The sequence below is a fragment of the Pseudomonas sp. B14(2017) genome (assembly GCF_002113255.1).
Taxonomy (GTDB): domain Bacteria; phylum Pseudomonadota; class Gammaproteobacteria; order Pseudomonadales; family Pseudomonadaceae; genus Aquipseudomonas; species Aquipseudomonas putida_Z.
Genome location: NZ_NEJY01000001.1, coordinates 256362 through 279940, shown reverse-complemented (window position 1 = coordinate 279940; position 23579 = coordinate 256362). Strand labels below are relative to the sequence as shown.

Annotated in this window: 20 protein-coding genes; 6 read left to right on the top strand and 14 right to left on the bottom strand. The window is 64.2% G+C overall.

All coding sequences use genetic code 11. The features are described from left to right. Positions 1 to 111: 111 nt before the first annotated feature. A complete protein-coding gene (locus CAG34_RS01315) occupies positions 112 to 1056 on the top strand; it encodes a helix-turn-helix transcriptional regulator (RefSeq protein WP_085587553.1) in 945 nt (314 codons plus the stop codon). A 58-nt stretch (positions 1057 to 1114) separates the two neighbouring features. Here CAG34_RS01315 and guaA read toward each other — a convergent pair whose 3' ends face one another. From guaA to CAG34_RS01295, 4 genes are all read right to left on the bottom strand, one after another. Next, positions 1115 to 2692, bottom strand: coding sequence for a glutamine-hydrolyzing GMP synthase (gene guaA / locus CAG34_RS01310; protein ID WP_013971139.1), 1578 nt, complete (start codon positions 2690 to 2692; stop codon positions 1115 to 1117). Positions 2693 to 2770: 78 nt separating this feature from the next. Then, positions 2771 to 4240, bottom strand: a complete 1470-nt coding sequence (gene guaB, locus CAG34_RS01305; protein ID WP_013971138.1) for an IMP dehydrogenase — start codon at positions 4238 to 4240, stop codon at positions 2771 to 2773. Between the two features lie 86 nt (positions 4241 to 4326). Next, positions 4327 to 4884: a sugar ABC transporter ATPase gene (locus tag CAG34_RS01300; RefSeq protein ID WP_075043909.1), complete on the bottom strand. Its 558-nt coding sequence runs from the start codon at positions 4882 to 4884 to the stop codon at positions 4327 to 4329. A 51-nt stretch (positions 4885 to 4935) separates the two neighbouring features. Then, a complete protein-coding gene (locus CAG34_RS01295) occupies positions 4936 to 5691 on the bottom strand; it encodes a sulfite exporter TauE/SafE family protein (protein WP_085587551.1) in 756 nt (251 codons plus the stop codon). A gap of 97 nt (positions 5692 to 5788) precedes the next feature. Here CAG34_RS01295 and CAG34_RS01290 point away from each other — a divergent pair, with 97 nt between their 5' ends. The 4 genes from CAG34_RS01290 to leuA all read left to right on the top strand — a co-directional run bounded on the left by CAG34_RS01290 (position 5789) and on the right by leuA (position 11119). Continuing rightward, positions 5789 to 6667 carry a LysR family transcriptional regulator gene (locus CAG34_RS01290; protein WP_085587549.1) on the top strand — a complete coding sequence of 293 codons (879 nt, stop codon included), beginning with the start codon at positions 5789 to 5791 and terminating at the stop codon, positions 6665 to 6667. 136 nt (positions 6668 to 6803) lie between these two features. Further along, positions 6804 to 8183 carry an exodeoxyribonuclease VII large subunit gene (xseA, locus tag CAG34_RS01285; protein ID WP_061303230.1) on the top strand — a complete coding sequence of 460 codons (1380 nt, stop codon included), beginning with the start codon at positions 6804 to 6806 and terminating at the stop codon, positions 8181 to 8183. A gap of 3 nt (positions 8184 to 8186) precedes the next feature. Continuing rightward, positions 8187 to 9014 carry a M23 family metallopeptidase gene (locus CAG34_RS01280; RefSeq protein WP_085587547.1) on the top strand — a complete coding sequence of 276 codons (828 nt, stop codon included), beginning with the start codon at positions 8187 to 8189 and terminating at the stop codon, positions 9012 to 9014. A 431-nt stretch (positions 9015 to 9445) separates the two neighbouring features. Further along, complete coding sequence (gene leuA / locus CAG34_RS01275; protein ID WP_085587545.1) at positions 9446 to 11119, top strand: 2-isopropylmalate synthase; 1674 nt, start codon at positions 9446 to 9448, stop codon at positions 11117 to 11119. A gap of 238 nt (positions 11120 to 11357) precedes the next feature. On the opposite strand, the gene CAG34_RS01265 is transcribed toward leuA, so the two are convergent. Genes CAG34_RS01265 through zwf form a run of 3 tightly spaced genes read right to left on the bottom strand, consistent with a single transcriptional unit; the run spans position 11358 to position 14225 of the window. Next, positions 11358 to 12038, bottom strand: a complete 681-nt coding sequence (locus CAG34_RS01265; RefSeq protein WP_025337874.1) for a bifunctional 4-hydroxy-2-oxoglutarate aldolase/2-dehydro-3-deoxy-phosphogluconate aldolase — start codon at positions 12036 to 12038, stop codon at positions 11358 to 11360. Between the two features lie 17 nt (positions 12039 to 12055). Further along, the gene (gene pgl / locus CAG34_RS01260) at positions 12056 to 12769 is read right to left on the bottom strand and encodes a 6-phosphogluconolactonase (RefSeq protein WP_085587541.1); all 714 of its coding nucleotides are present in this window, start codon (positions 12767 to 12769) and stop codon (positions 12056 to 12058) included. Further along, complete coding sequence (gene zwf, locus CAG34_RS01255; protein ID WP_085587539.1) at positions 12756 to 14225, bottom strand: glucose-6-phosphate dehydrogenase; 1470 nt, start codon at positions 14223 to 14225, stop codon at positions 12756 to 12758. Before zwf ends, pgl begins: the two co-directional genes overlap by 14 nt. Before the next feature lie 212 nt (positions 14226 to 14437). Between zwf and hexR the strand changes: the two genes are divergently transcribed. Next, on the top strand, positions 14438 to 15301 hold the full coding sequence (gene hexR, locus CAG34_RS01250; RefSeq protein ID WP_169774905.1) for a DNA-binding transcriptional regulator HexR: 864 nt from the start codon (positions 14438 to 14440) through the stop codon (positions 15299 to 15301). On the opposite strand, the gene CAG34_RS01245 is transcribed toward hexR, so the two are convergent. The 7 genes from CAG34_RS01245 to CAG34_RS01215 all read right to left on the bottom strand — a co-directional run bounded on the left by CAG34_RS01245 (position 15294) and on the right by CAG34_RS01215 (position 23365). After that, positions 15294 to 16148: a D-hexose-6-phosphate mutarotase gene (locus CAG34_RS01245; RefSeq protein WP_013971129.1), complete on the bottom strand. Its 855-nt coding sequence runs from the start codon at positions 16146 to 16148 to the stop codon at positions 15294 to 15296. The genes hexR and CAG34_RS01245 overlap by 8 nt on opposite strands. 116 nt (positions 16149 to 16264) lie before the next feature. Next, complete coding sequence (locus tag CAG34_RS01240) at positions 16265 to 17557, bottom strand: carbohydrate porin (RefSeq protein ID WP_256573502.1); 1293 nt, start codon at positions 17555 to 17557, stop codon at positions 16265 to 16267. Positions 17558 to 17658: 101 nt separating this feature from the next. Beyond that, a complete protein-coding gene (locus CAG34_RS01235; protein ID WP_085587535.1) occupies positions 17659 to 18813 on the bottom strand; it encodes an ABC transporter ATP-binding protein in 1155 nt (384 codons plus the stop codon). A 3-nt stretch (positions 18814 to 18816) separates the two neighbouring features. Next, a complete protein-coding gene (locus CAG34_RS01230) occupies positions 18817 to 19662 on the bottom strand; it encodes a carbohydrate ABC transporter permease (protein WP_085587533.1) in 846 nt (281 codons plus the stop codon). Beyond that, a complete protein-coding gene (locus tag CAG34_RS01225; RefSeq protein ID WP_085587531.1) occupies positions 19655 to 20563 on the bottom strand; it encodes a carbohydrate ABC transporter permease in 909 nt (302 codons plus the stop codon). Before CAG34_RS01225 ends, CAG34_RS01230 begins: the two co-directional genes overlap by 8 nt. 160 nt (positions 20564 to 20723) lie before the next feature. Beyond that, on the bottom strand, positions 20724 to 22010 hold the full coding sequence (locus CAG34_RS01220) for an ABC transporter substrate-binding protein (protein ID WP_085587529.1): 1287 nt from the start codon (positions 22008 to 22010) through the stop codon (positions 20724 to 20726). A 104-nt stretch (positions 22011 to 22114) separates the two neighbouring features. Beyond that, positions 22115 to 23365 (bottom strand): AGE family epimerase/isomerase, encoded by a 1251-nt coding sequence (locus CAG34_RS01215; protein ID WP_085587527.1) that lies wholly within the window; start codon positions 23363 to 23365, stop codon positions 22115 to 22117. Positions 23366 to 23579: the final 214 nt, after the last annotated feature.

Below are 23579 nucleotides of genomic sequence, written 5' to 3'. Positions count from 1 at the left end.
CTGACCGGTTCGCACAACAGACAGCGCCGTGCGCACAATGGCTGTCGCTGAAAATGTGCACGCGTTACCATTTCCGGCCATGCCGCCCTCAGCCAAGGATGCCTAGCGCACATGCGATCGATCAGCCCCTACCTCGACACCGACTTTTCATTCGATAGCCCCGGCTCACTCGCCGAGGCCGGTGTGCTGGACGCGAACAGCGCGCGGGTGATGGGCAGCGCGTCCGGCCACTATCGGGCGCAGACGGTACACGACGGGTTGCAGTACTTCGATTGCAACCTGCAATTTCCGGAGCCGCTGAAGATCGACAAAGTGCTGCCGCAAAGCCTGTGCATCGTGCAGGTGTTCGACGGGGCGTGGCAGCACACGGTGGACGGAAGGCTCAACAGTTATGCCTCTGGCCAATTGCACATGCTGGGCCTTGGTGAAAGCCTGGAGGCGCAGGACCAATTGCCCGCCAACAGTCACGCCCGTATGGCCGGGGTACGTATTGCTGGCGATTACCTGCACGAGCTGGCCCGGGACGACGCGCAGCTGAAGCCTCTGCTGGCGCTGGTCGCCGATGGCATGCGCTTCGACCAGTTGCCGCAGTGCCCAGCGGTAAGCCGCCTGTTCCAGCAGCTCTATCTGTCGCCCTACACCGGCGGGCTCAGGCGCCTGCATTGCGAGAGCCTGAGCCTGGCCATCGTGCTGGAGCTGGCCAGCCACCTGATCGGGCACAGGTCTGCCGAGAAGATTCAGGACCGGGGGCGCCGCGATCTGGCCGTTGAAACGCGCCGCCAGCTCGACGAAAACCTGAACGCCCCGCCCACTGCTGCAGCCCTCGCTCGCCAATTGGGGGTGAGCGAAACCACCATGCGCCGCGCATTCAGCCACGAATACGGCCGGTCGCTCCTGCAATACGTTCGGCAACAAAGAATGGAACTGGCCCGCGCCCTTCTGCTGGAGCGTCGATGGCAGGTATCGCAGGTTGCCTACCATGTCGGCTACGCCAACCCTGCCAATTTCTGCCATGCCTACAAGGCGTATTTCGGGCATTCTCCCGGGGCCGAGTAGGGTTTGGCAAAAAAAAGGGCCTGCAATGCAGGCCCGTTTCATTAACCGCGAGGCGGGATCATTCCCACTCAATGGTCGCTGGCGGCTTGCTCGACACGTCGTAGGTAACGCGCGAGATACCGTCGATTTCGTTGATGATACGGCCGCTGACGGTTTCCAGCAGCTCGTACGGCAGGTGCGCCCAGCGCGCGGTCATGAAGTCCACGGTCTCGACGGCACGCAGGGCCACGACCCAGGCGTAGCGACGGCCGTCGCCAACGACGCCGACCGACTTGACCGGCTGGAACACCACGAATGCCTGGCTGGTCTTGTGGTACCAGTCGGCCTTGCGCAGCTCTTCGATGAAGATGTGGTCAGCGCGACGCAGGATGTCGGCGTATTCCTTCTTCACTTCACCGAGGATACGCACGCCCAGGCCCGGGCCCGGGAACGGGTGGCGGTAGACCATGTCGTACGGCAGGCCCAGCTCCAGGCCGATCTTGCGCACTTCGTCCTTGAACAGTTCACGCAGCGGCTCGACCAGCTTGAGGTTCATTTCCTCAGGCAGGCCACCGACGTTGTGGTGCGACTTGATCACGTGGGCCTTGCCGCTCTTGGCGCCAGCCGATTCGATCACGTCCGGGTAGATGGTGCCCTGGGCAAGGAACTGGATGTTTTCCAGCTTGCTGGCTTCGGCATCGAACACGTCGATGAAGGTGCGGCCGATGATCTTGCGCTTCTTCTCCGGGTCGGCTTCGCCGGCCAGGTTGTCGAGGAACTGCTTTTCAGCGTCGGCGCGGATGACCTTGACGCCCATGTTCTCCTTGAACATGGCCATCACCTGGTCGCCTTCGTGCAGGCGCAGCAGGCCGTTGTCGACGAATACGCAGGTCAGCTGGTCGCCGATGGCGCGATGCAGCAGTGCGGCAACGACGGAGCTGTCGACGCCGCCGGACAGGCCCAGCAGGACGTTGGCCGAACCGACCTGCTCACGCACCTGGGCAATGGCGTCTTCGACGATGTTGGACGGAGTCCACAGGGCTTCACAGCCGCAGATGTCCTGCACGAAGCGGGACAGGATGCGACCGCCCTGCTTGGTGTGGGTCACTTCCGGGTGGAACTGCACGCCGTAGTAGCCGCGCGCGTCGTCGAACATGCCGGCGATCGGGCAGCTCGGGGTGCTGGCCAGCACGTGGAAGTTGCCCGGCATCTGGGTGACCTTGTCGCCGTGGCTCATCCACACGTCCAGGCCCAGTACGCCGTCGGCGTCGATGTGGTCTTCGATGCCGTCGAGCAGGCGGCTCTTGCCGACCACGTCCACGCGGGCATAACCGAATTCACGCAGGTCGGAACCTTCGACCTTGCCGCCCATCTGCTCGGCCATGGTCTGCATGCCGTAGCAGATGCCCAGCACGGGTACGTTCAGGTCGAACACCGCCTGCGGAGCACGCGGGCTGTTGGCTTCGTGGACCGACTCGGGGCCGCCGGCGAGGATGATGCCGCGCGGGTTGAATTCGCGGATCGCTTCATCGTCCATGTCGAACGGATGCAGCTCGCAGTACACGCCGATTTCGCGCACGCGGCGGGCGATCAGCTGGGTGTACTGGGAACCGAAATCGAGGATCAGGATGCGGTGAGCGTGAATGTCGAGGGCCATGACTCAATCTCGTCAGTGGAAATCGGAAACGACGCGGGGCTGTCATGACAGCCCCGCATGCTTGTATTGCTTGAAGCCTCAGCCTACGCGGTAGTTAGGGGCTTCTTTGGTGATCTGCACGTCATGCACGTGGGACTCGGCCATGCCGGCACCGGTGATGCGCACGAATTCCGGCTTGGTGCGCATCTCTTCGATGGTTGCGCTGCCGGTGTAGCCCATGGACGAACGCAGGCCGCCCATCAGCTGGTGGATGATCGCGGCCAGGGCGCCCTTGTAGGGAACACGGCCTTCGATGCCTTCCGGTACCAGCTTCTCGGCGCCGGCCGAGGAGTCCTGGAAGTAGCGGTCGGACGAGCCTTGCGCCTGTGCCATGGCACCCAGCGAGCCCATGCCGCGGTAGGCCTTGTAGGAACGGCCCTGGAACAGTTCGACTTCACCCGGAGCCTCTTCGGTACCGGCGAACATCGAACCCATCATCACGCAGGAAGCACCGGCGACGATGGCCTTGGACAGGTCACCCGAGAAGCGGATGCCGCCGTCGGCGATCAGCGGCACGCCAGTGCCTTCCAGTGCAGCGGCAACGTTGGCGATGGCGCTGATTTGCGGCACGCCGACGCCGGCAACGATACGGGTGGTGCAGATCGAGCCCGGGCCGATACCGACCTTGACCGCGTCAGCGCCAGCTTCGGCCAGAGCCTTGGCGGCAGCGCCGGTGGCGATGTTGCCGCCGATCACCTGCACTTGCGGGTAGGTTTCCTTGACCCAGCGAACGCGATCGATCACACCTTTGGAGTGACCGTGGGCGGTGTCGACCACCACCACGTCAACGCCAGCAGCCACCAGGGCGGCAACGCGCTCGCCGGTGTCCTTGCCGGTGCCGACCGCGGCGCCGACGCGCAGGCGACCCTGGTCGTCCTTGCTGGCCAGCGGGTAGGCCTTGGCCTTTTCGATGTCCTTGACGGTCATCATGCCCTTGAGGTTGAACTTGTCGTCAACGATCAGGACTTTTTCCAGGCGGTGCTTGTGCAGCAGCTCGCGGACTTCGTTCTTGTCGGCGCCTTCGCGGACGGTGACCAGACGCTCTTTCGGGGTCATCACGTCGCGGACCTTGGCGTCCAGGCGGCTTTCGAAGCGCACGTCACGGGAGGTGACGATGCCGACCAGGTCGCCGTTCGCCAGCACCGGAACGCCGGAGATGTTGTTCAGGCGGGTCAGGTCGAACAGGTCGCGCACGGTGGCGTCGGCGTCGATGGTGATCGGGTCCTTGACCACGCCAGCCTCGAACTTCTTGACCTTGCGGACTTCGCTGGCCTGCTGTTCGATGGTCATGTTCTTGTGGATGATGCCGATGCCGCCTTCCTGGGCCATGGCAATGGCCAGGCGCGCTTCGGTCACGGTATCCATGGCGGCGGAAACCAGCGGAATGTTCAGCTCGATGCCGCGGGTCAAACGGGTCTTGAGACTGACTTCATTGGGCAGTACCTCGGAATAGCCAGGTACAAGGAGGATATCGTCGAAGGTCAGGGCTTCTTGGCTGATACGCAGCATCGCGGGGGCTCCCGGGCGGGAAAAATGGAAGCGCGCCATTATACTCATGCACGGCGCGCCGCTCAATGCAAAATAAGGGCCTTCGGTCAGCCTTGTGGCAGTTTTACCTGTACCACGGTCACCGGCTGGTCGAGCCAGTCGGCGAAGCTGTCGAGAAAGGCCTGGGTGAACCCGGCCTCGCCCCAGTTGTTGAAGATGAACCCCAGGTTGGAAAAGGCACATGGCTGCAGGTAAATGAAGCCATTGATGTCATCTTCGAAGCCGCACAACGGGCAGGTGAAGTTGTCGCTCACCGCCGGCATCCATTCTTCCAGGCTTTCGAACAGCGGCTCACCCACCTCGCGCCGGCACTCGGGGCAACCGGCCTCTTCGAGGAAACCTTCGGTAGGGGTATAGATGCAGCGCTTGAGCATCACCTCCAGGCCGTTGACCTGCTCGCCGAAGGGCAGTTTCTGCGGGTGCAGGGCCACTTTGCGGGCACCTTCGGCCAGGGCATGGCCCATGCGGTTGCCGGTGCGGCCACAGGTGGTCAGCTGTTCCTCGACGACTTTCTCGCGCACCAGCCAGCGCAGGATGGCGCGGGCCCGGGCTTCGTGCACCGGGACGGTAGACAGCTTGGGAACGATGATGCTCTGGGTGTTCATGAACGGGACAAGCCTGAAAAACTGCGGTATTGGCGCAATTCTACCGCCTGCTCAGGCGCTCAGGTAGCGACCGATCAGCGCCAGGCCGCTGGCCAGCACCAGCCAGGTGACCAGGCGCACGAAAGCTTCGCGGGACAGCCGGTGGGTGAGCCTGCGCCCTACCCAGAGGCCGACGAGCATGACCGGCAACAGGCAGGCCGCGAGCAGCAGCAGGTTCTGGTCGGCATAGACGCCTGCGATCAGGAACAGCGTCAGGCGCACCACCGTACTGCAACTGATCAGCGCGCTCTGGGTAGCGCGCACCTGCTCCTTCACCTCCAGCCGCGCGCTCAGGTACAGGGCATAAAGGAAGCCGCCGCTGCCGAACAAGGCACCGAACAGCCCGCCTGCCGTGCCCATCGGCATTGCCCAGAAACCCGACAAACTGGCCGGCCGCACCTTCACCGCCAGCCCGTACAGGGCATAGGCCGTGACGAACAGGCCCATCAGCAGCAGCAACAGGTCGGACTTCAGCAGTAGCAGGAATACCACGCCCAGCGTGCAGCCAATGGCCATGAACGGCAGCAGCCGCAGCAGTTCGCCGCGCACGACATCGCGGCGTGAGGGCAGCAGGTTGCCGAAGGCGGCGACGAAATCCAGCAGCACCAGCAGCGGAATGATCCGCGACAGCGGCATGAAGTGGATCAGCACTGGGCCGGCCACCAGCGCGGTGCCGAAACCGGCGATGCCGAAGACGATGTAGGCAGCGCCGACACCAAGCAGGATGGGCAGCCAGTCAAGGCCGGAAAACGACAGTTGGGCGAGCATGGCAGCAGTTCCTGGGAAGACAGGCAAAGGTTAGCCAGCCATGAGCCATGCCGACTAATATGCCTTTGTCGCCACACTCATCTCGAAAAGGCATGACATGACGTCGATCCGCCAATTGCGTTACTTCGTGGAAATCGCCGAATGCGGCAGCTTCAGCGCTGCCGCCGAGCGGCTGTACATCGCCCAGTCGGCGCTGAGCCGGCAGATCAAGGAACTGGAGCAGCAACTGGGCACGCCGCTGTTCGAGCGCACCGCGCGCCTGCCGCGACTGACACTGGCTGGCCAGGCCTTCCTGGAACGGGCGCGGCGCTTGCTGGCCGACCTGGCGCAGGCCGAGAGGGTTACCCGCGATATTGGCGAAGGGTTGCAGGGCAGCCTGCGCCTGAACCACTCCAGTACCGTACCGCTGACCGGCTCGTTGCTGGCTCGCCTGGGCGGCTACTTGCGCGACAACCCAGGGGTTTCGCTGGAAATTGCCCAGCAGTCGTCGGAGGCTCAACTGGAGGATATCGCTGCCGGGCGGTTGGATATCGGCCTGCTGCGCTTGCCGGTGCTGCGCCAGCATGAAGGGGTGGTGCTGCATGAACTGTTCAGCGAACCCCTGCTGCTGGCGGTCGCCGCCGCGCATCCCTTGGCCAGCGCGCCACAGGTGAAACTGGAACAACTGCGGGAAGAGCGCTTCATTTCCATTCCGCACCGGGACCGTGGCGGGCTGAGCTACCTGTCGGCCTCGATGTGCATGGAGGCAGGCTTTTTCCCGCGCGCGGCGCAGGTGCTGTCGCGCAAGACCACCCAGTTGCAGCTGATACAGGCGGGGTTTGGGGTGGCGTTGTTGCCGGAATGCATGCGTGAGATTGCGCCAGCCTCAGTCAGCTTCGTGGCGCTGGAGGGGGGGTGTGAGAGTACTGTGGCGATGGCTTGCAGGCGGGATGCAGGTTCGATGGTGCGCCAGTTCGTGACGGCGATGCAGGCCTGAAAGGCCCCATCGCCGGCAAGCCGGCTCCCACAGGGACAGCATGAGGCCCAAGCCAGCGCGATACCTGTGGGAGCCGGCGTGCCGGCGATAGGGCCGGGACAGACAACCGGGTCCGATGTCCTTTATGATGCCCGCCATGATCAGAGACCCTTTCGAACGACTCGGCCTGGACCGCGAGGTCCTTACCGTCAGCCAACTCAACGGCCGCGCCCGCGTGCTGCTGGAAGACGTGTTCCGCAGCGTGTGGGTGGAAGGCGAGATTTCCAACCTCGCTCGCCCGGCGTCCGGCCACATGTACTTCACCCTCAAGGACAGCGGCGCACAGGTGCGTTGCGCGCTGTTCCGGCAGAACGCCACGCGGGTGCGCCAGGCCCTGCGCGACGGCCTGGCGGTGCGGGTACGCGGCAAGGTTTCGCTGTTCGAAGGGCGTGGCGACTATCAGCTGATTCTCGACACCGTCGAGCCGGCCGGTGATGGCGCCCTGCGCCTGGCCTTCGAAGCACTGAAGGAAAAGCTCGGTGCCGAGGGGCTGTTCAGCGCCGAACGCAAGCAGCCGCTGCCAGCCCACCCGCAGCGCATCGGCATCATTACCTCGCCCACCGGTGCAGTGATCCGCGACATCATCAGTGTGTTCGGTCGCCGCGCCCCGCAGGTGGAGCTGAACCTGATCCCCACCGCAGTGCAGGGCCGCGAAGCCATTGCACAGATCGTGCGCGCGATCCGCCTGGCCGATAGCCTGGGGTTCGATGCGCTGATCCTGGCCCGGGGCGGCGGCTCGCTGGAAGACCTGTGGTGCTTCAACGAAGAAGCCGTGGCGCGGGCCGTGGCCGCTTGTGTCACGCCGATTGTCAGCGCCGTGGGCCATGAGACCGATGTCTCGATCAGCGACTTTGTCGCCGACGTGCGCGCGCCCACACCCTCTGCCGCTGCCGAGCTGCTGGCCCCCGACAACAGTGGCCTGCAGCAACGCCTGGATGGCCTGCAACGGCGCCTGCTGTTGCGCATGCAGAACCGCCTGACCCACGACCGCCTGCGCCTGGAGTCGCTGACCCGGCGCCTGCGCCACCCGGGCGAGCGCCTGCGCCAGCAGGCCCAACGCCTGGACGACCTGGACATGCGCTTGCGCCGCGCGTTCATGCTCAACCTCAACCAGCGCCACGAACGCCTGGCACGCCTGGATACCCGCCTCGCCGCGCAGCACCCGGGGCGCACCCTGAAACTGCTGGGCCAACGCCTGGACAGCCTGGCCGAGCGCCTGCCACGGGCCATGCGCGAGGTGCTCAAGGACCGCCGCCAGCGCTTCCAGGCCCAGTTGCAGACGCTGCAGGTGGTCAGCCCGCTGGCCACCCTCGCCCGCGGCTACAGCATCCTGCTGGACGAACAGGGCCAGGCCATCCGCAGCGCCGAACAGACCCGCAATGGCCAGCGCCTGACCGCCCGCCTGAACGAAGGCGAGCTGTTGGTGCGGGTCGAAGACAACCACCTGACCCCGGTCACCCTCTCACTTCTGGACTGACACATGCCCCGCCTGCTCGCGCCCCTGCTTGCCCTTTCCCTCCTGCTGCTGGCCGGCGGCGCCCAGGCCAGCTACATCACCCGCACGCTGAACAAGCCGGTACCCGGCGGCGTGGCGGTGGTCGCCCTCGGCCCCGCCGCCAGCGCGCCCAGCGCCCGCTTCGACGGCAAGCCGGTGCTGGTGGTGAAAGAACAGGACAACTGGCTGGCCATCGTTGGCATCCCGCTGACCCAGAAGCCCGGCACCGCGGTGCTGAGCCAGGGCGGCCGTACCCTGCCCTTCACGGTCGGTAGCAAGAAATACCCCGAGCAGCGCATCACCCTGAAGAACACCCGCCAGGTCAACCCGAACCCGGCCGACCTCAAGCGCATCGACCGTGAGCTGGCCGAGCAGATCAAGGCCTATCGCAGCTTCAGCCCGACCCTGCCGAGCAACCTGATCCTCGACAAGCCGGTCAGTGGCCCGCTGTCGAGCAAATTCGGCGTGCGCCGTTTCTTCAATGGCGAAGAACGCAACCCGCATGCCGGGCTGGACTTCGCGGTGCCGGCCGGCACGCCGATCAAGACCCCGGCCAATGGCAAGGTGATTCTGGTGGGCGATTACTTCTTCAATGGCCGTACGGTGTTCGTCGACCACGGGCAGGGCTTTATCAGCATGTTCTGCCATATGTCGAAGATCGATGTGCAGGTGGGGCAGCAGTTGCGCCGGGGCGAGGTGGTGGGGCGTGTGGGCTCGACCGGGCGGGCTACCGGGCCGCACATGCACTGGAACGTCAGCCTGAACGATGCGCGGGTGGATCCGGCGATTTTCATTGGCGCGTTCCAGCCCTGAGATCGCGGCGTCCGCATCGCCGGCAAGCCAGCTCCTACAGGTCCCGCGCAGGATTCGAGGCCTGTGGTAATCCTGTGGGAGCTGGCTTGCCGGCGATTAGGCCAGAGCAGGTCAACTCGCTTCCAAGGTGTTGCGCCATCGAAAAATACTGCGCAAAAATCGAGAAGCACTCAGAAAATTACAGCGATAAAATCTCGCCTTTCAGCTTTTTTTAAGCATTCCTCTCAATTTTTCCTGAACGCTTGCCATCCCCCACCCCACTGGTTAGGGTTGAAGGCATGAAAACCTTCAGCACCCTCATCCTGCTCCGACAACATCGCAGCCTCTGCCTGGTCAGCGCCCGACTACCAGGCTGAATCGCGTCGCCTCGCCTTTCATCTCGTTATCGCTCGGCAGGCCCGATCTCGGCCGCACACAAAAGGATTGCTTCCATGACCATGCTCAAAGACCCTTCGAAGAAATACCGCGCTTTCCCGACCATCGACCTGCCTGACCGTACCTGGCCGTCGAAGACCATAACCGCCGCGCCAATCTGGTGCAGCTCCGACCTGCGTGATGGCAACCAGTCGCTGATCGAGCCGATGGATTCGGAGAAGAAACTGCGCTTCTGGAAGACCCTGGTGCAGGTTGGCGTGAAGGAAATCGAAGCCTCGTTCCCGTCCGCTTCGCAGACCGATTTCGACTTCGTGCGCATGCTGATCGAAGACGGCCACATCCCGGACGACACCACCATCCAGGTGCTCACCCAGGCCCGTGAAGACCTCATCGCCCGCACCTTCGAGTCGCTGCGCGGGGCGAAGAAGGCCATCGTCCACCTGTACAACGCCACCAGCCCGTCGTTCCGGCGCATCGTCTTCAACCAGGACAAGCAAGGCGTGAAGGACATCGCGGTGAACGCGGCCAAGCTGTTCGTCAAGTACGCCGCCCAGCAGCCGGAAACCCAGTGGACCTTCCAGTACTCGCCGGAAACCTTCAGCGCCACCGAGATGGAGTTCGCCAAGGAAGTCTGCGACGCGGTCATCGAGGTGTGGAACCCTACCCCCGAGCACAAGATCATCCTCAACCTGCCGGCCACCGTGGAAGTGTCCACCCCGAACATCTACGCCGACCAGATCGAATGGTTCTGCCGTAATGTCAGCCGTCGCGACAGCGTGATCATCAGCCTGCACTGCCACAACGACCGTGGCACCGGCATTGCCGCCACCGAACTGGGCCTGATGGCCGGTGCCGATCGCGCCGAAGGCTGCCTGTTCGGCAACGGCGAGCGTACCGGTAACGTCGACCTGGTGACCCTGGCGTTGAACCTCTACACCCAGGGTATCGACCCGCTGCTGGACTTCTCCGACATCGATGGCGTGCGCAAGGTGGTCGAAGAGTGCAACCAGCTGCCGGTGCACCCGCGCCACCCGTACGTGGGCGACCTGGTCCACACCGCGTTCTCCGGCTCGCACCAGGATGCCATCCGCAAGGGCTTCGCCAAGCAGCAGGAAGGCGAGCTGTGGGAAGTGCCTTACTTGCCGATCGACCCGGCCGACATCGGCCGCAGCTACGAGGCGGTAATCCGCGTCAACAGCCAGTCGGGCAAAGGCGGCATCACCTACCTGCTCGAGCAGGAATACGGCATCAGCCTGCCGCGCCGCATGCAGATCGAGTTCAGCCAGGTAGTACAGGGTGAAACCGACCGCCTGGGCCTGGAAATGACTGCCCAGCAGATCTACAGCCTGCTGCACAAGGAATACCTCCAGGCCAACGCCCCGTACGCGCTGGTCAGCCACCGCCTGCAGGAAGAGAACGGCCACAGCGCCGTGGAAGTGGAAGTTGCCGGTGAAGGCGAAACCACCCTGCACTGGCGCGGCAAGGGCAACGGCGCGCTGGAAGCACTGGTGGCCGGCCTGCCGATTGCCGTGGAGATCATGGACTACAACGAGCATGCCATTGGCGCCGGTACCAATGCCAAGGCCGCGGCCTATATCGAACTGCGCGTGGCCGGTGGCCGCCCGGTGCATGGTGTGGGTATCGATGAAAACATCACCACGGCCAGCTTCAAGGCACTGTTCAGCGCGCTGAACCGCTCGCTGAGCCTGCAGGAAGCCAAGGCGGCCTGAGCCGTACCGCAATGAATGAGAAAGCCCGCATCGTTTGATGCGGGCTTTTTTGTTGGCCTGTGCCGGCCTCTTCGCGGGCTTGCCCGCTCCCACAGGTACTGCACAGCTCCCGAGAGCGGCGCAATCCTGTGGGAGCGGGCAAGCCCGCGAAAGGGCCGGTACAGGCGCTGCAAGATCTCCAGGCAAAAAAAAGGGGCGCCGACCAAGCGCCCCACAAGCCGTAAAGCACACAACAAATTCAGTTGGCGTCCAGCAGCGCCATCGCTTCCGCACTGCACGCTTCGATCCGCGCCCAGTCGCCGTTCTTGATCCAGCTGCTGTCGAGCATCCAGGTACCACCCACGCACATCACATTGGGCAGCGCCATGTAATTGCGCACGTTGGCCGGGTTCACACCGCCCGTAGGGCAGAAACGAATATCGCCGAACGGGCCGCCAAAGGCCTTGATCGCCGCCACGCCGCCGCTGATCTCCGCCGGGAACAGCTTGAAGCGGCGGTAGCCCAGGGCGTAGCCCATCATGATTTCGGACGGTGTGCTGATGCCTGGCAGCAGCGGGATCTCGCTGTCCACACCGGCTTCGAGAATGTCCTGGGTAATGCCTGGGGTAACGACGAATTGCGCACCCGCAGCTTCAACGGCGGCGAACATACCGCGATCGAGCACGGTGCCGGCGCCGACACAAAGCTCCGGGCGCTGCTCGCGCAACACCTGGATGGCCTTCAGGCCATATTGCGAGCGCAAGGTCACTTCCAGGGTACGGATACCGCCGGCGGCCAGGGCGTCAGCCAGCGGCAGGATGTCTTCCTCACGGGCGATGGTGATCACCGGCAGGATGCGCGCCTTTTCGCAAATGGCGTCGATCCGTGCGGCTTTGTCGGCCATCGAGAGCTTGGGCTGTGGGCGTTCGAGGGTGGTCATGACTGTGGATCCTTGGCTCATGGGCACCAGTAGATGTCCAGGGGGGCGTGAAGAAAAGCGCGAATCGGCATTTCGGTAAGGTCGTTGCCAGCCAGCGCGGCGCGCAGGGTAGCGAGTTTGCCCTGCCCTTGTACGGACAGCGCGGTAAAGGCGGAGCTGGCCAGCAGCGAGCGGGTCATCGACAGGCGCTGGTGCGGCACGCTCGGTGCCAGCAAGGGCAGGCAGCGGCGTGGGTTGGCCAGGTCGAGGCCTGCCTCCAGGTTGGGACTGGCAGGGAACAGCGAAGCGGTATGGCCATCATCCCCCATGCCCAGCACCAGTACGTCGATCGGCGGCAGCTCGGCCAGGGCCTGATCGGCCTTGCCCGCGGCGGCATCGAGGTTCTCCGCCTGCTGGTAAAGGCCAACGAAGCGGGCCTTGGCCGCCGCGCCCTTGAACAGGTGGCGGGCCAGCAGGCCGGCGTTGCTGTCGGCGTGCTCCACCGGCACCCAGCGCTCATCGGCCAGGCTGACGGTGACCTTGGCCCAGTCGAGGTTTTCGCTGGCCAGCTGCTCGAGGAACGGCACCGGGCTGCGGCCACCGGACAGCACCACGCAGGCCTGGCCCTTGGCGGCAATGGCCGCACGCAGGCGCTCGGCCACGTCATGGGCCTGGGTTGCGGCCAGAGCTTTGGCATCCGCCAGCTCGTGTACCTTCACAGCCGCTGGCAGTTTCAGTTCAGATATCCCCATACCACGCCCTCCCATCGCGTGTGATCAGTGCAATCGAGCTCATCGGCCCCCAAGAGCCTGCCGCGTATGGCTTGGGCGCATCGCCCGCGTTACGCCAGCCGGCGATCAGCTGGTCGCACCACTTCCACGCATACTCGATTTCGTCCTTGCGCACGAACAGGTTCTGGTTACCGCGCATCACTTCGAGCAACAGCCGCTCGTATGCATCCGGAATCCGTGCACTGCGCCAGGTATCGGAGAAATTCAGCTGCAACGGGCCGCTGCGCAGTTGCATGCCTTTGTCCAGGCCCTGCTCCTTGGTCATCACCCGTAAAGAGATGCCTTCGTCCGGTTGCAGGCGGATGATCAGCTTGTTACCGATCTGCAATCGCTGTTCCGGGGCGAAGATGTAGTGCGGCGTTTCCTTGAAGTGGATGACGATCTGCGACAGCTTCTGCGGCATGCGCTTGCCGGTACGCAGGTAGAACGGCACCCCCGACCAGCGCCAGTTGCGGATGTCGGCACGCAGGGCGACGAAGGTTTCGGTGTCGCTCTGGGCGTTGGCGTTGTCTTCTTCCAGGTAACCAGGCACCGGCTTGCCATCGCTGTAGCCGGCGATGTACTGGCCGCGCACCACACGGGTGCTCAGCCCTTCACCGGTGATCGGTGCCAGGGCCTTGAGTACCTTGACCTTCTCGTCACGGATGGCATCGGCCGACAGTTCGCTGGGCGGGTCCATGGCGATCAGGCACAGCAGCTGCAGCAGGTGGTTCTGGATCATGTCGCGCAGCTGGCCGGCCTTGTCGAAGTAGCCCCAGCGGCCTTCGATACCGACCTTCTCGGCGACGGTGATCTCCACATGGGAGATGGAATTCTGGTTCCACTGGGTTTCGAACAGGCTGTTGGCGAAACGCAGGGCGATCAGGTTCTGCACCGTTTCCTTGCCCAGGTAGTGGTCGATGCGGTAGACCCGGCTCTCTGGGAAGAACCGCGCCACGGCATCATTGACCCGGCGCGACGACTCCAGGTCGTGGCCAATGGGCTTCTCCAGCACCACCCGGGTGCGTTCGGCCAGCCCGGCCTTGTCGAGGTTTTCGCAGATGGCCCCGTACACCGCCGCAGCGGTGGCGAAGTAGGCGATCAGCGGCAGCTTGCCCGGCAACTGCTCGGCCAGGGCCTGGTAGCCCTCGGGCTGGAGGAAGTCCAGGTGCTGGTAGCTCAGCCTGGCGAGGAAACGGCCCAGCGCGGCGGGCTCGATATCGGCCTCGGGCACATGCCGGCGCAGGTGCGCTTCGATACTGTCCAGGTGGCCCTGCGCACTACCGGCCTCGCGGGCCAGCGCCAGCAGGCGGGTTTCCGGGTGCAACAGGTTGGCCCGGTCGAGCTGGTAGAGCGCAGGAAACAGCTTGCGCAATGCCAGGTCGCCGAGGGCGCCAAACAGGGCAAAGGTGCAAGGTTCGACACTGATCGCAGCCATGATGTTGGTTCTTTCCTAAAGTTGGTCTAGGAATACCGCTTTCACATACGGTTTTCAAGGGATAATGTAGTAAAAACCACAACATTACACACAAGTGTTACAGACAAGTGGTACGTCAACCGCGCCGACAGTACGATAGACGACCGTGCAAAAAGCCTGCTGCTCCCACAGCCGGCTGTCTTCCCGACCCAAGGACACACCCCATGGACCGCGTGCGAAACCTCCTGGAACAGATCCAGGGCCGCCTCGACGAGCTGAACAAGGCCGAACGCAAAGTCGCCGAAGTCATCCTGCTCAACCCGCAACAAGCCACCCGTTTCAGCATCGCTGCGCTGGCCCAGGCGGCCAAGGTCAGCGAACCGACCGTCAACCGCTTCTGCCGCTCGTTCGGCGTCAGCGGCTACCCCGAGCTCAAGCTGCAGCTGGCGCAGAGCCTGGCCAGCGGCGCCGCCTACGTCAGCCGCGCGGTGGAGGCTGACGACGACCCGGCCGCCTACACCCAGAAGATCTTCGCCAGTGCCATCGCCTCGCTCGACAGCGCCTGCCAGCAGCTTGACCCGCAGCAGGTCAGCCGTGCCGTGGACATGATGATCCAGGCCCGGCAGATCCACTTCTTTGGCCTGGGCGCCTCGGCCCCGGTGGCGCTGGACGCCCAGCACAAGTTCTTCCGCTTCAACCTGGCAGTATCGGCCCACGCCGATGTGCTGATGCAGCGCATGCTGGCCTCGGTGGCACACACCGGCGACCTGTTCGTGATCATCTCCTACACCGGGCGCACCCGCGAACTGGTCGAGGTGGCCCGCCTGGCCCGGGAAAACGGCGCCTCGGTGCTGGGCCTGACCGCTGCCGGTTCGCCACTGGCCAATGCCTGCAGCCTGAGCCTTCACATTCCGCTGCCGGAAGACACCGACATCTACATGCCGATGACCTCGCGGATCATCCAGCTGACCGTGCTCGATGTGCTGGCCACCGGCATGACCCTGCGGCGCGGCGTGGACTTCCAGCCGCACCTGCGCAAGATCAAGGAAAGCCTCAACGCCAGCCGCTACCCGATCGAGGACGACGAGCTCAACTGAGCCGGTGTGCCTGCAGGCGCAGGTGGGCACGCTGCCCCGGCGCCAGGCTCAGGCCCTCGCCACTGCCGCTGGCGGCCTCGACACAGACGAAGCGCTGGCATTCACGCCCGGTCACGCCCATCAGCGGGCGGTTGCCCGGGTGCCAGACCACCGTGTCGTCGCTGTCACCGGTATCGATGCACAGCTCGCGCTGCCAGGCCGGGTCCTGCAGTTGCACCCGCGGCGTGCCGGGGTAGACCTTCTGGCAGCCGCCCTTGAGCTTCAGCGCGCCATCCTCACGGCAGGCCTGGCGGTTCAGGCGGTCGTAGCCTTCTATATCCTCCAGCCCGGACAGCGCTATCTCGGACACGTCACTGATGCGCCAGTAGGCCAGCAGGGCATGGCTCAGCTGGCAGGGTTCGCTGTCCTGGTGCTCGGTGCTCAGGCTCAGCTCCATGCGGCTACCCAGCCGGGCATGCAGGTCGACCTGCCAGTCGCACAGGTCCAGCCGCCATTTCAGGGTTACCCCCTCCTCGTCCTCGCGGCTGTCCACCAGCTTCCAGTCGAGCAGGCGCGCCCAGCCATGGGCCGGCCACAAGTCCTCGCTGGGGTGGCGGCCATACCATGGCCAGCACACCGGCACACCACCGCGGATCGCCCCCACCTGCGGCCACTGCTCGGCGCACCACAGCCAGGGCCGTTCACCCGCTGGTTGAAAATGCAGCAGTTGCGCTCCCTGGCGGCTGAACACCGCCTGGCAACGGGGATGGTCGATGATCAGCACATCGCGCTGCTGGTAACGCTCCCACTCGAATGTCGGCCGGGGCCGCTGCGAGGTAAAGAAGCGATGGAGCGGATGTTCGGGCATGGTTCAGAGCTCTTGTTGTTTGAGATAGCGCTGTCTCGGCCTATCCCCGACAACCACTGAAGGCCAGTGGCTGCCGGGTACCGAAGTGGATTGGCGTAAATTTACAACAATTGCTCTCAGAATGACGACTGAATCTTCAAACCCGCGACCAGCGCGTTGTCCACCTCATCCACCCCGCCGGGGCTCTTGATGTACTGCAGGTTGGGCCGCACGGTCAGCCAGTTGGTGACGTGGAAGCCGTAGTAGAGCTCGGCGTTGTACTCGGTACGCTGCAGCGGCACGAAGCCTGGGTTGTCGTAATCGCTGATGCCGCTCTGGGCGTTGAGCAGTTCGGCGCGCTTCTTCACGTCGTCATTGACATGAATGCGCGCCACGCCGAAGCCGATATCGTCCTTGGGCCGGGCGTCGAATGCGCCTTTGTAGACCAACCCCAGCTGCTGGTAGTTGTCGACCACGTTGGTGGCCTTGTCGTGCACGGTGAAGTTGGCGAACAGGCTCAGGCCACGGTTGATGTCGCCACCATGGGCGGTGACCTGCTGCTGCGCCACCACCCACCAGCCATGCTTGCTGGAGTGCGACTTGAAGGCTTCGCCCGTCAGCGCCTGCGGGTTGCCGTTGACGTCATCGAACACATCGTCGGCCTTGGCCGTGCTGTAGTAGTAACCCAGGCGGTACTCGCCCGGCAGGCCGTTGACCTTGGGTGACCACACCGCTTCCACCGGCAGGATCGCGCCCTTGGTGCCGCTGCCACTGAGTTTGAAGCCGTTGCCGGTTTCCAGGTTGGAAGGGTTCTGCTCGAAGGCGCCGACCTGGACGAAGAATTCCGGGGTGATGTTGTATTTCACCCGCAGCGCCCACTGGCTGACCGGCCAGTTGTACCAGATGCCGCCGACCCAGTTGCCCACCTGCGAGCCGCAGAAGGCCAGGTTCTGGAAGTCGCAGGGGAAGCTGTTGAAGTCCTCGCCCTCGCCGAAGCGGCCAAATTTCACGTCCAGTGCGCCGTCGAAGTACTTCTGCTTGACCCACATCTGGGTCAGGCGCCAGGTCTGGCCGCGGCCCCACACCTCCTGCACCGAGCTGAACTGCCCGGCGCGCGGATCGCTGATGCGGTCGTTGGACAGGTTGCGGCCGCTGCGCTCGGTGATCGCCAGTTTGAACTCGGCGTCATGCCAGCCAAAGATTTTTTGCAGGTCCAGGTGCGCGCCCAGGGCGAACTGGTCGCTATAGCGCGCGGTCTTGTCGTCGTTGTAACCACCGTGCAGGTTACCGGCAACCTCACCGACATAATCGAGGGTGAAGTCATAGCCCTTTTCCAGCAGCTCGGTGCGGGTGCCGCCCCAGTCGCCGGTCATCCACTTCGATTCGCTGGAAAAAGCCTCGGCAGCCTGCGCGCCGCTGCCAGCGGCCATCGCCAGCGGTGCGAGCAAGGCGAGCGAACCTAATGTCCTGATGCGTTTGCGCTGTTCCATCCCTTTGCGTCCTCTTTGTTCTTATTGACGGTGTAGACGAGTTATCGGCCTTTGAAGTGCGCCACATTGTCTTTCATGGTTGCGGCAGTAGTGGCAAGGTGCAGGCGCTCGCCGCTGGCGGCGTCGAACAACAGCACCCGGGCCGGGTCGAATTGCAGGTTCAGGCTGTCGCCGACCCGGCACGCCACATCCGGCGCCAGGCGGCAGCAGACCTTGGTCTGGTTGAGGGTGACGAACACCAGCAGGTCTGGCCCGGTGGGCTCGGTCACCTGCACCTCGGCGCGAATGCCGGGCAGGCCATTGCCCTCGGCTGCACCCAGGGCAATCTGCTCGGGGCGGATGCCCAGGATGATCTCGCGGCCATCCAGCTCGTCAGCGGCTACCCCCAGGGGCAGTTCGCAACGCGCCTGGCCGCTGTCGAGCACGGCCAGCAGGCGCCCGTCCTGTTGCGTGAGGCGCACCGGGATGAAGTTCATCGGCGGCGAACCAATGAAGCTGGCGACGAACTGGTTGGCCGGATCGTTGTAGATCTGCTGCGGGGTGCCGAACTGCTGGATGATGCCGTCCTTCATCACCGCCACCTTGTCGCCCAGGGTCATGGCCTCGATCTGGTCATGGGTGACGTACACGGTGGTGGTCTTCAGCCGCTGGTGCATCAGTTTCATTTCGGTACGCATCTCGACGCGCAGCTTGGCATCGAGGTTGGACAGCGGTTCATCGAACAGGTAGATCTTCGGCCGCCGCGCCAGCGCCCGGCCCATGGCCACGCGCTGCTGCTGGCCACCGGACAGCTGCGCCGGCTTGCGCGCCAGCAGGTGCTCGATCTGCAACAGCTTGGCCACCCGCGCCACTTCCTCGTCAATCGCGGCCTGGGGCAGCTTGCGGATCTTCAGGCCGAACTCGATGTTCTCGCGCACGCTCATGGTCGGGTACAGCGCGTAGGACTGGAACACCATGGCGATGTCGCGGTCCTTGGGGCTCATGCCGCTGACGTCCTGCTGGTCGATGAGTATCGCGCCGCCGGTGATCTGCTCCAGCCCGGCGATGCAGTTCATCAAGGTCGACTTGCCGCAACCCGACGGGCCGACCAGGATCAGGAACTCGCCATCCTTGATCGACAGCTGGATGTCCTTGAGGGTGTCCGGCAGGCCGCTGCCGTAGGTCTTGTTCACATTGCGAAGTTCGAGCGTTGCCATGACTTACCCCTTTACCGCGCCAGCAGTCAGCCCGCGGACGAAATATTTGCCTGCCACCACGTAGACCAGCAGGGTTGGCAGGCCGGCGATCATCGCCGCCGCCATGTCGACGTTGTATTCCTTGGCCCCGGTGCTGGTATTGACCAGGTTGTTCAGGGCCACGGTAATTGGTTGCGAATCGCCGCTGGAGAACACCACGCCGAACAGGAAGTCGTTCCAGATCTGGGTGAACTGCCAGATCAGGCAGACCATGATGATCGGCGTGGACATCGGCAGGATGATGCGGCGGAAGATGGTGAAGAACCCGGCACCGTCCAGGCGCGCAGCCTTGACCAGCGCATCGGGGATGCTCACGTAGAAGTTGCGGAAGAACAGCGTGGTGAAGGCCAGGCCGTAGACCACGTGCACCAGCACCAGGCCGGTGGTGGTGCTGGCCAGGCCGAGCTTGCCGAGGGTGAACGAGGCCGGCAGCAGTACGGTCTGGAACGGCAGGAAGCAGCCGAACAGCAGCAGGCCGAAGAACAGCTGCGAACCGCGGAAGCGCCACATCGACAGCACATAGCCGTTCAGCGCGCCGATGGCGGTGGAGATGAGCACCGCTGGCACGGTGATCATGATCGAGTTCCAGAAGTAACCGCTGACCGTGCTCCAGGCCTTGACCCAGCCGATGCCGGTAATTGCCGCCGGCCAGCTCAGCAGGTTGCCGGTGCTGATGTCTTCCGGGGTCTTGAAGCTGGTCAGCAGCATCACCACCAGCGGCACCAGGTACAGCAGCACCGCCAGCAACAGCACCGCGTGGATGGCGATGCGGCTCGGGCTAAGCACCGCTTTGTCGAGAGGGCTATGCATGGCGTTTGCTCCGCAGCTCCGAGTACAGGTAAGGCACGAGGATCGCCAGGATCGCCCCGAGCATCAGGATCGCGCTGGCCGAGCCCATGCCCATCTGGCCGCGGCTGAAGGTGAACGAATACATGAACATCGCAGGCAGGTCGGACGAGTAGCCAGGGCCGCCGGCAGTCATGGCCGCCACCAGGTCGAAGCTCTTGATGGCAATGTGCGCGAGGATCATCAGCGAGCTGAAGAACACCGGGCGCAGGCTGGGCAGTACCACGCGCCAATAGATGCGCGGCAGGCTGGCGCCGTCGATCTGCGCGGCGCGGATGATCGACGGGTCGACGCCACGCAGGCCGGCGAGGAACATTGCCATGATGAAGCCCGAGGCCTGCCACACGGCGGCGATCACCAGGCAGTACACCACCCGGTCGGGATCGATCAGCCAGTCCAGGCGAAAGCCCTCCCAACCCCAGTCACGCAGCAGCTTGTCCAGGCCCATGCCCGGGTTGAGCAGCCACTTCCAGGCGGTGCCGGTGACGATCATCGACAGCGCCATGGGGTAGAGGTAGATGGTGCGGATGAAACCTTCGCGACGGATGCGCTGGTCCAGCAAGACTGCCAGCACTACGCCGATGACCAGGCTGATGGCGATGAACAGGCCGCCGAACAGCAGCAGGTTCTTGCTTGCCACCCACCAGCGGTCGTTGTCGAACAGCCGGGCGTACTGCGCCAGGCCGGCCCATTTGTAGGTCGGCAGGAAGGTCGAGGTGGTGAAGGACAGGACGAAGGTCCAGAGGATGTAGCCGTAGAAGCCCACCAGGACGATGAACATGCTCGGGGCCAGCACCAACTTGGGCAGCCAGAGCTGTAGCGCGTCCAGGGGTGAGGCCCGCAGTTGGGCGGTTGCTGTGGTCATGATTTGGTACCCAAAGCCCAGGCAGTGTGGGGCACTGCCTTTTGTGTTGTCGGTACTGGCCCTATCGCCGGCAAGCCAGCTCCCACAGGTAACCCACAATTTTCAAAGGCAATGAAAATCCTGTGGGAGCCGGCTTGCCGGCGATAGGGCCGTCAGCGTTTTACTGGGCAGCCTGGATCGCCGCCGCCAGCTTCTTCGCCGCATCGGCCGGGTCGGCCTTGGGGTCGTTGATGTAGTTGGTCACCACATCGAAGAACGCGCCCTGCACGGCCAGCGTGGTGGCCATGTTGTGCGCCATGCTCGGCTGCAGGCCGCCATTTTTGGCATCGGCCAGGAAGTCCTTGGCGGAGGTTTGCGCGCAGGCGTCGAAGCCATACTTGCCCATGTCGGCCAGCATGTCGTTGCGCACCGGGATCGACCCCTTGTTGCTGCTGAAGACCTTCTGGAAGTCCTCGCCCAGCACCTTGCGGGCAATATCCTGCTGGCCGGCAGACGTGCCGGCGTCGTTCTGCTTGAACACCACCAGCGAGTCGATGTTGTACAGGAACGCCTTGTCGGTACCGGGGAATGGCACGCACTGGTAGTCCTTGCCGGCGGTTTTCTTCGCCAGGGTCCATTCGCTCTTGGCCCAGTCGCCCATGATCTGCATGCCGGCCTTGCCGTTGATGACCTTGGCCGCTTCCAGGTTCCAGTCCTGGCCTTTGCCGTCCGGGTCCATGTAGGTGGCGACCTTCTTCAGTTCGGTCAGCGCCTTGACCATCTGCGGGCCGGTCAGGGCCGCGCTGTCGAGGTCGACCAGGGCCTTCTTGTAGCCATCGGCCCCCATCACCGCCAGCACCACGCTTTCGAACACGGTGCTGTCCTGCCACGGCTGGCCGCCATGGGCGAGCGGGATGAAGCCGGCGGCCTTGAGCTTGTCGGCGGCGGCGTAGAATTCGTCGAGGGTGGCTGGCGCCCTGTCGATACCGGCCTTCTTGAAGACGTCGGGGTTGATCCACAGCCAGTTGATGCGGTGGATGTTCACCGGCACGGCGACATAGTCACCGTCGTACTTCACGGTGTCCGCGACCTTCTTGTCGAGCAGGGAGTCCCACTTTTCGTCCTTGGCCACGCCCTTGAGCACATCGGCGTCGAGCAGGCCGGTGGCCGCCCAGTCCTGGATGTCCGGGCCCTTGATCTGCGCGACACCCGGCGGATTGCCGGCCACGGCGCGGCTCTTGAGCACGGTCATGGCGGTGGCACCACCACCGCCGGCGACGGCGCCGTCCTTCCAGGTGAAGCCATCTTTTTCGACCTGGGCCTTGAGCACATCGACCGCCGCTTTTTCACCACCGGAGGTCCACCAGTGCACCACCTCGACACTGCCTTTGGCATCGGCAGCCAAGGCACTCAGCGGGAACAAGGAGGCCAGTGAGATTGCGGCAGCGAGACGGAGCGTGGAATTCATCGAAGCACCTTTCTTGTTGTTATGCCGTGCAAGTCGATCGCTTGCGTTGCATGAAGTCTAAACAGCGTGCTCGCCTCGCCAGGTAACGAAGCGATGCGTGAATGTCATCGTTTGGTTACATTGCCGGCCAAGCTGCTGGCCAGGCTGGGTGCTAGTGGCAAGCCTGGCAGCAGCAGCGCCTGGTAGGCATGGTAGAGGTCGGGCTTGCCTGGCCAGATGGTCGCGGCCGTCTGGTTGTGCGCATCGAGCTCGTGGTGCCAGCTGCCAGCGCCATGGTCAATGAAATGGTTGGCGATGAAGTCCCAGCAACGGCGGTACCACTGCTCGTAGTGCGCCTCGCCCGTGCGCTGCAACAGGGCCGCGGCGGCGGCGCAGGCTTCGGCATGCACCCAGTGCAGGCGTGCGCGCACCACCGGGCGATCGTCCCAGTCCAGGGTGTAGACGAAACCGGGCGCGCCATCGACGTTCCAGGCCTGCTGGCAGGCTGTATCGAATAATGCGCGGGCACAGTCTGGCAGCCACTGCGGGGCATGCAGGCCGGCCCGTTCCAGGCTGGCTTCCAGATGCAGCAGTAACCGCGCCCACTCCAGGGCATGCCCGGGCGTGGAACCATAAGGCCGGAAGTGGTCGGCCGGGTGCGCCTGGTTGTAGTGCGGCAGTGGCTGCCAGAGGGCGTCGAAATGCTCGATGACCCGGTAGCCGTTGGCGGCGGCATGGGTATGGATGATGCGTTCGGCGATGCGCAAGGCGCGTTGCAGCCACAGGCTGTCGCCAGTAACGTCTGCCAGGGCCAGGAAGGCCTCGACCGCATGCATGTTGCTGTTGGCGCCACGGTACTGCTCGGGCAACTGCCAGGCACGGGAGAAGGCTTCCCGCAGGGCACCCTCCTCTTCGCTCCAGAAATGCGCTTCGAGCACCTGCACAGCGTCTGCCAGCAGGGCTGGTGCACCGCCAGCACCTGCCATCACCGCCGAGCTGGCGGCCAGGGCGACAAAGGCATGCAGGTAAGCCGCCTTGCCGCTGTCGTCATGGCCACCGGGGTGGGCGAACCAGCCGCCGTAGGTGGCATCCTGCAGCGCGCCACGCAGGGCGGCCACACCGTGTTCGGCATAGGCCAGGTAGCCGGGCACGCCCTGCAGGTGGGCCAGGGCGAAACAGTGGGTCATGCGGGCGGTGATCAGGGTTTCGGCGCGGGCACCGGGGGCAAGCAGGCCTGCTGCGTCGAGGCTGCCGAAGCCATCGGGCAGTTTCGAAGCCGTGGCGAAGGCCAGCAGGCGCTGCCCTTCGGCCATGCGCCAGGCGGTGTGCGCCGGGGCGTCGAGCCAGCGGGTGGAAGCCAGGTTGGAGGTGCTCATGGGCCAGCTTGATCCTTGCCAGTCGTCTGCGAATTCTAGCCAGCGGGGTTGGGTGGGTTGTCACGAAGGACAGTGGGTTTGTCACCGGGTAGTTACATTTGTGTGACCCGCAATGGCCCTATCGCCGGCAAGCCAGCTCCCACCTCGACCGCATCGACCTGAAGCCATGCGCAGTCCCTGTAGGAGCCTGGCTTGCCAGCGATGAGGCACTGAC

Bases quoted from the DNA above. Each gene is read 5' to 3' on its own strand.
- CAG34_RS01315 (WP_085587553.1), top strand. From the start codon at position 112: ATGCGATCGATCAGCCCCTACCTCGACACCGACTTTTCATTCGATAGC.
- guaA (WP_013971139.1), bottom strand. From the start codon at position 2,692: ATGGCCCTCGACATTCACGCTCACCGCATCCTGATCCTCGATTTCGGT.
- guaB (WP_013971138.1), bottom strand. From the start codon at position 4,240: ATGCTGCGTATCAGCCAAGAAGCCCTGACCTTCGACGATATCCTCCTT.
- CAG34_RS01300 (WP_075043909.1), bottom strand. From the start codon at position 4,884: ATGAACACCCAGAGCATCATCGTTCCCAAGCTGTCTACCGTCCCGGTG.
- CAG34_RS01295 (WP_085587551.1), bottom strand. From the start codon at position 5,691: ATGCTCGCCCAACTGTCGTTTTCCGGCCTTGACTGGCTGCCCATCCTG.
- CAG34_RS01290 (WP_085587549.1), top strand. From the start codon at position 5,789: ATGACGTCGATCCGCCAATTGCGTTACTTCGTGGAAATCGCCGAATGC.
- xseA (WP_061303230.1), top strand. From the start codon at position 6,804: ATGATCAGAGACCCTTTCGAACGACTCGGCCTGGACCGCGAGGTCCTT.
- CAG34_RS01280 (WP_085587547.1), top strand. From the start codon at position 8,187: ATGCCCCGCCTGCTCGCGCCCCTGCTTGCCCTTTCCCTCCTGCTGCTG.
- leuA (WP_085587545.1), top strand. From the start codon at position 9,446: ATGACCATGCTCAAAGACCCTTCGAAGAAATACCGCGCTTTCCCGACC.
- CAG34_RS01265 (WP_025337874.1), bottom strand. From the start codon at position 12,038: ATGACCACCCTCGAACGCCCACAGCCCAAGCTCTCGATGGCCGACAAA.
- pgl (WP_085587541.1), bottom strand. From the start codon at position 12,769: ATGGGGATATCTGAACTGAAACTGCCAGCGGCTGTGAAGGTACACGAG.
- zwf (WP_085587539.1), bottom strand. From the start codon at position 14,225: ATGGCTGCGATCAGTGTCGAACCTTGCACCTTTGCCCTGTTTGGCGCC.
- CAG34_RS01245 (WP_013971129.1), bottom strand. From the start codon at position 16,148: ATGCCCGAACATCCGCTCCATCGCTTCTTTACCTCGCAGCGGCCCCGG.
- CAG34_RS01240 (WP_256573502.1), bottom strand. From the start codon at position 17,557: ATGGCCGCTGGCAGCGGCGCGCAGGCTGCCGAGGCTTTTTCCAGCGAA.
- CAG34_RS01235 (WP_085587535.1), bottom strand. From the start codon at position 18,813: ATGGCAACGCTCGAACTTCGCAATGTGAACAAGACCTACGGCAGCGGC.
- CAG34_RS01230 (WP_085587533.1), bottom strand. From the start codon at position 19,662: ATGCATAGCCCTCTCGACAAAGCGGTGCTTAGCCCGAGCCGCATCGCC.
- CAG34_RS01225 (WP_085587531.1), bottom strand. From the start codon at position 20,563: ATGACCACAGCAACCGCCCAACTGCGGGCCTCACCCCTGGACGCGCTA.
- CAG34_RS01220 (WP_085587529.1), bottom strand. From the start codon at position 22,010: ATGAATTCCACGCTCCGTCTCGCTGCCGCAATCTCACTGGCCTCCTTG.
- CAG34_RS01215 (WP_085587527.1), bottom strand. From the start codon at position 23,365: ATGAGCACCTCCAACCTGGCTTCCACCCGCTGGCTCGACGCCCCGGCG.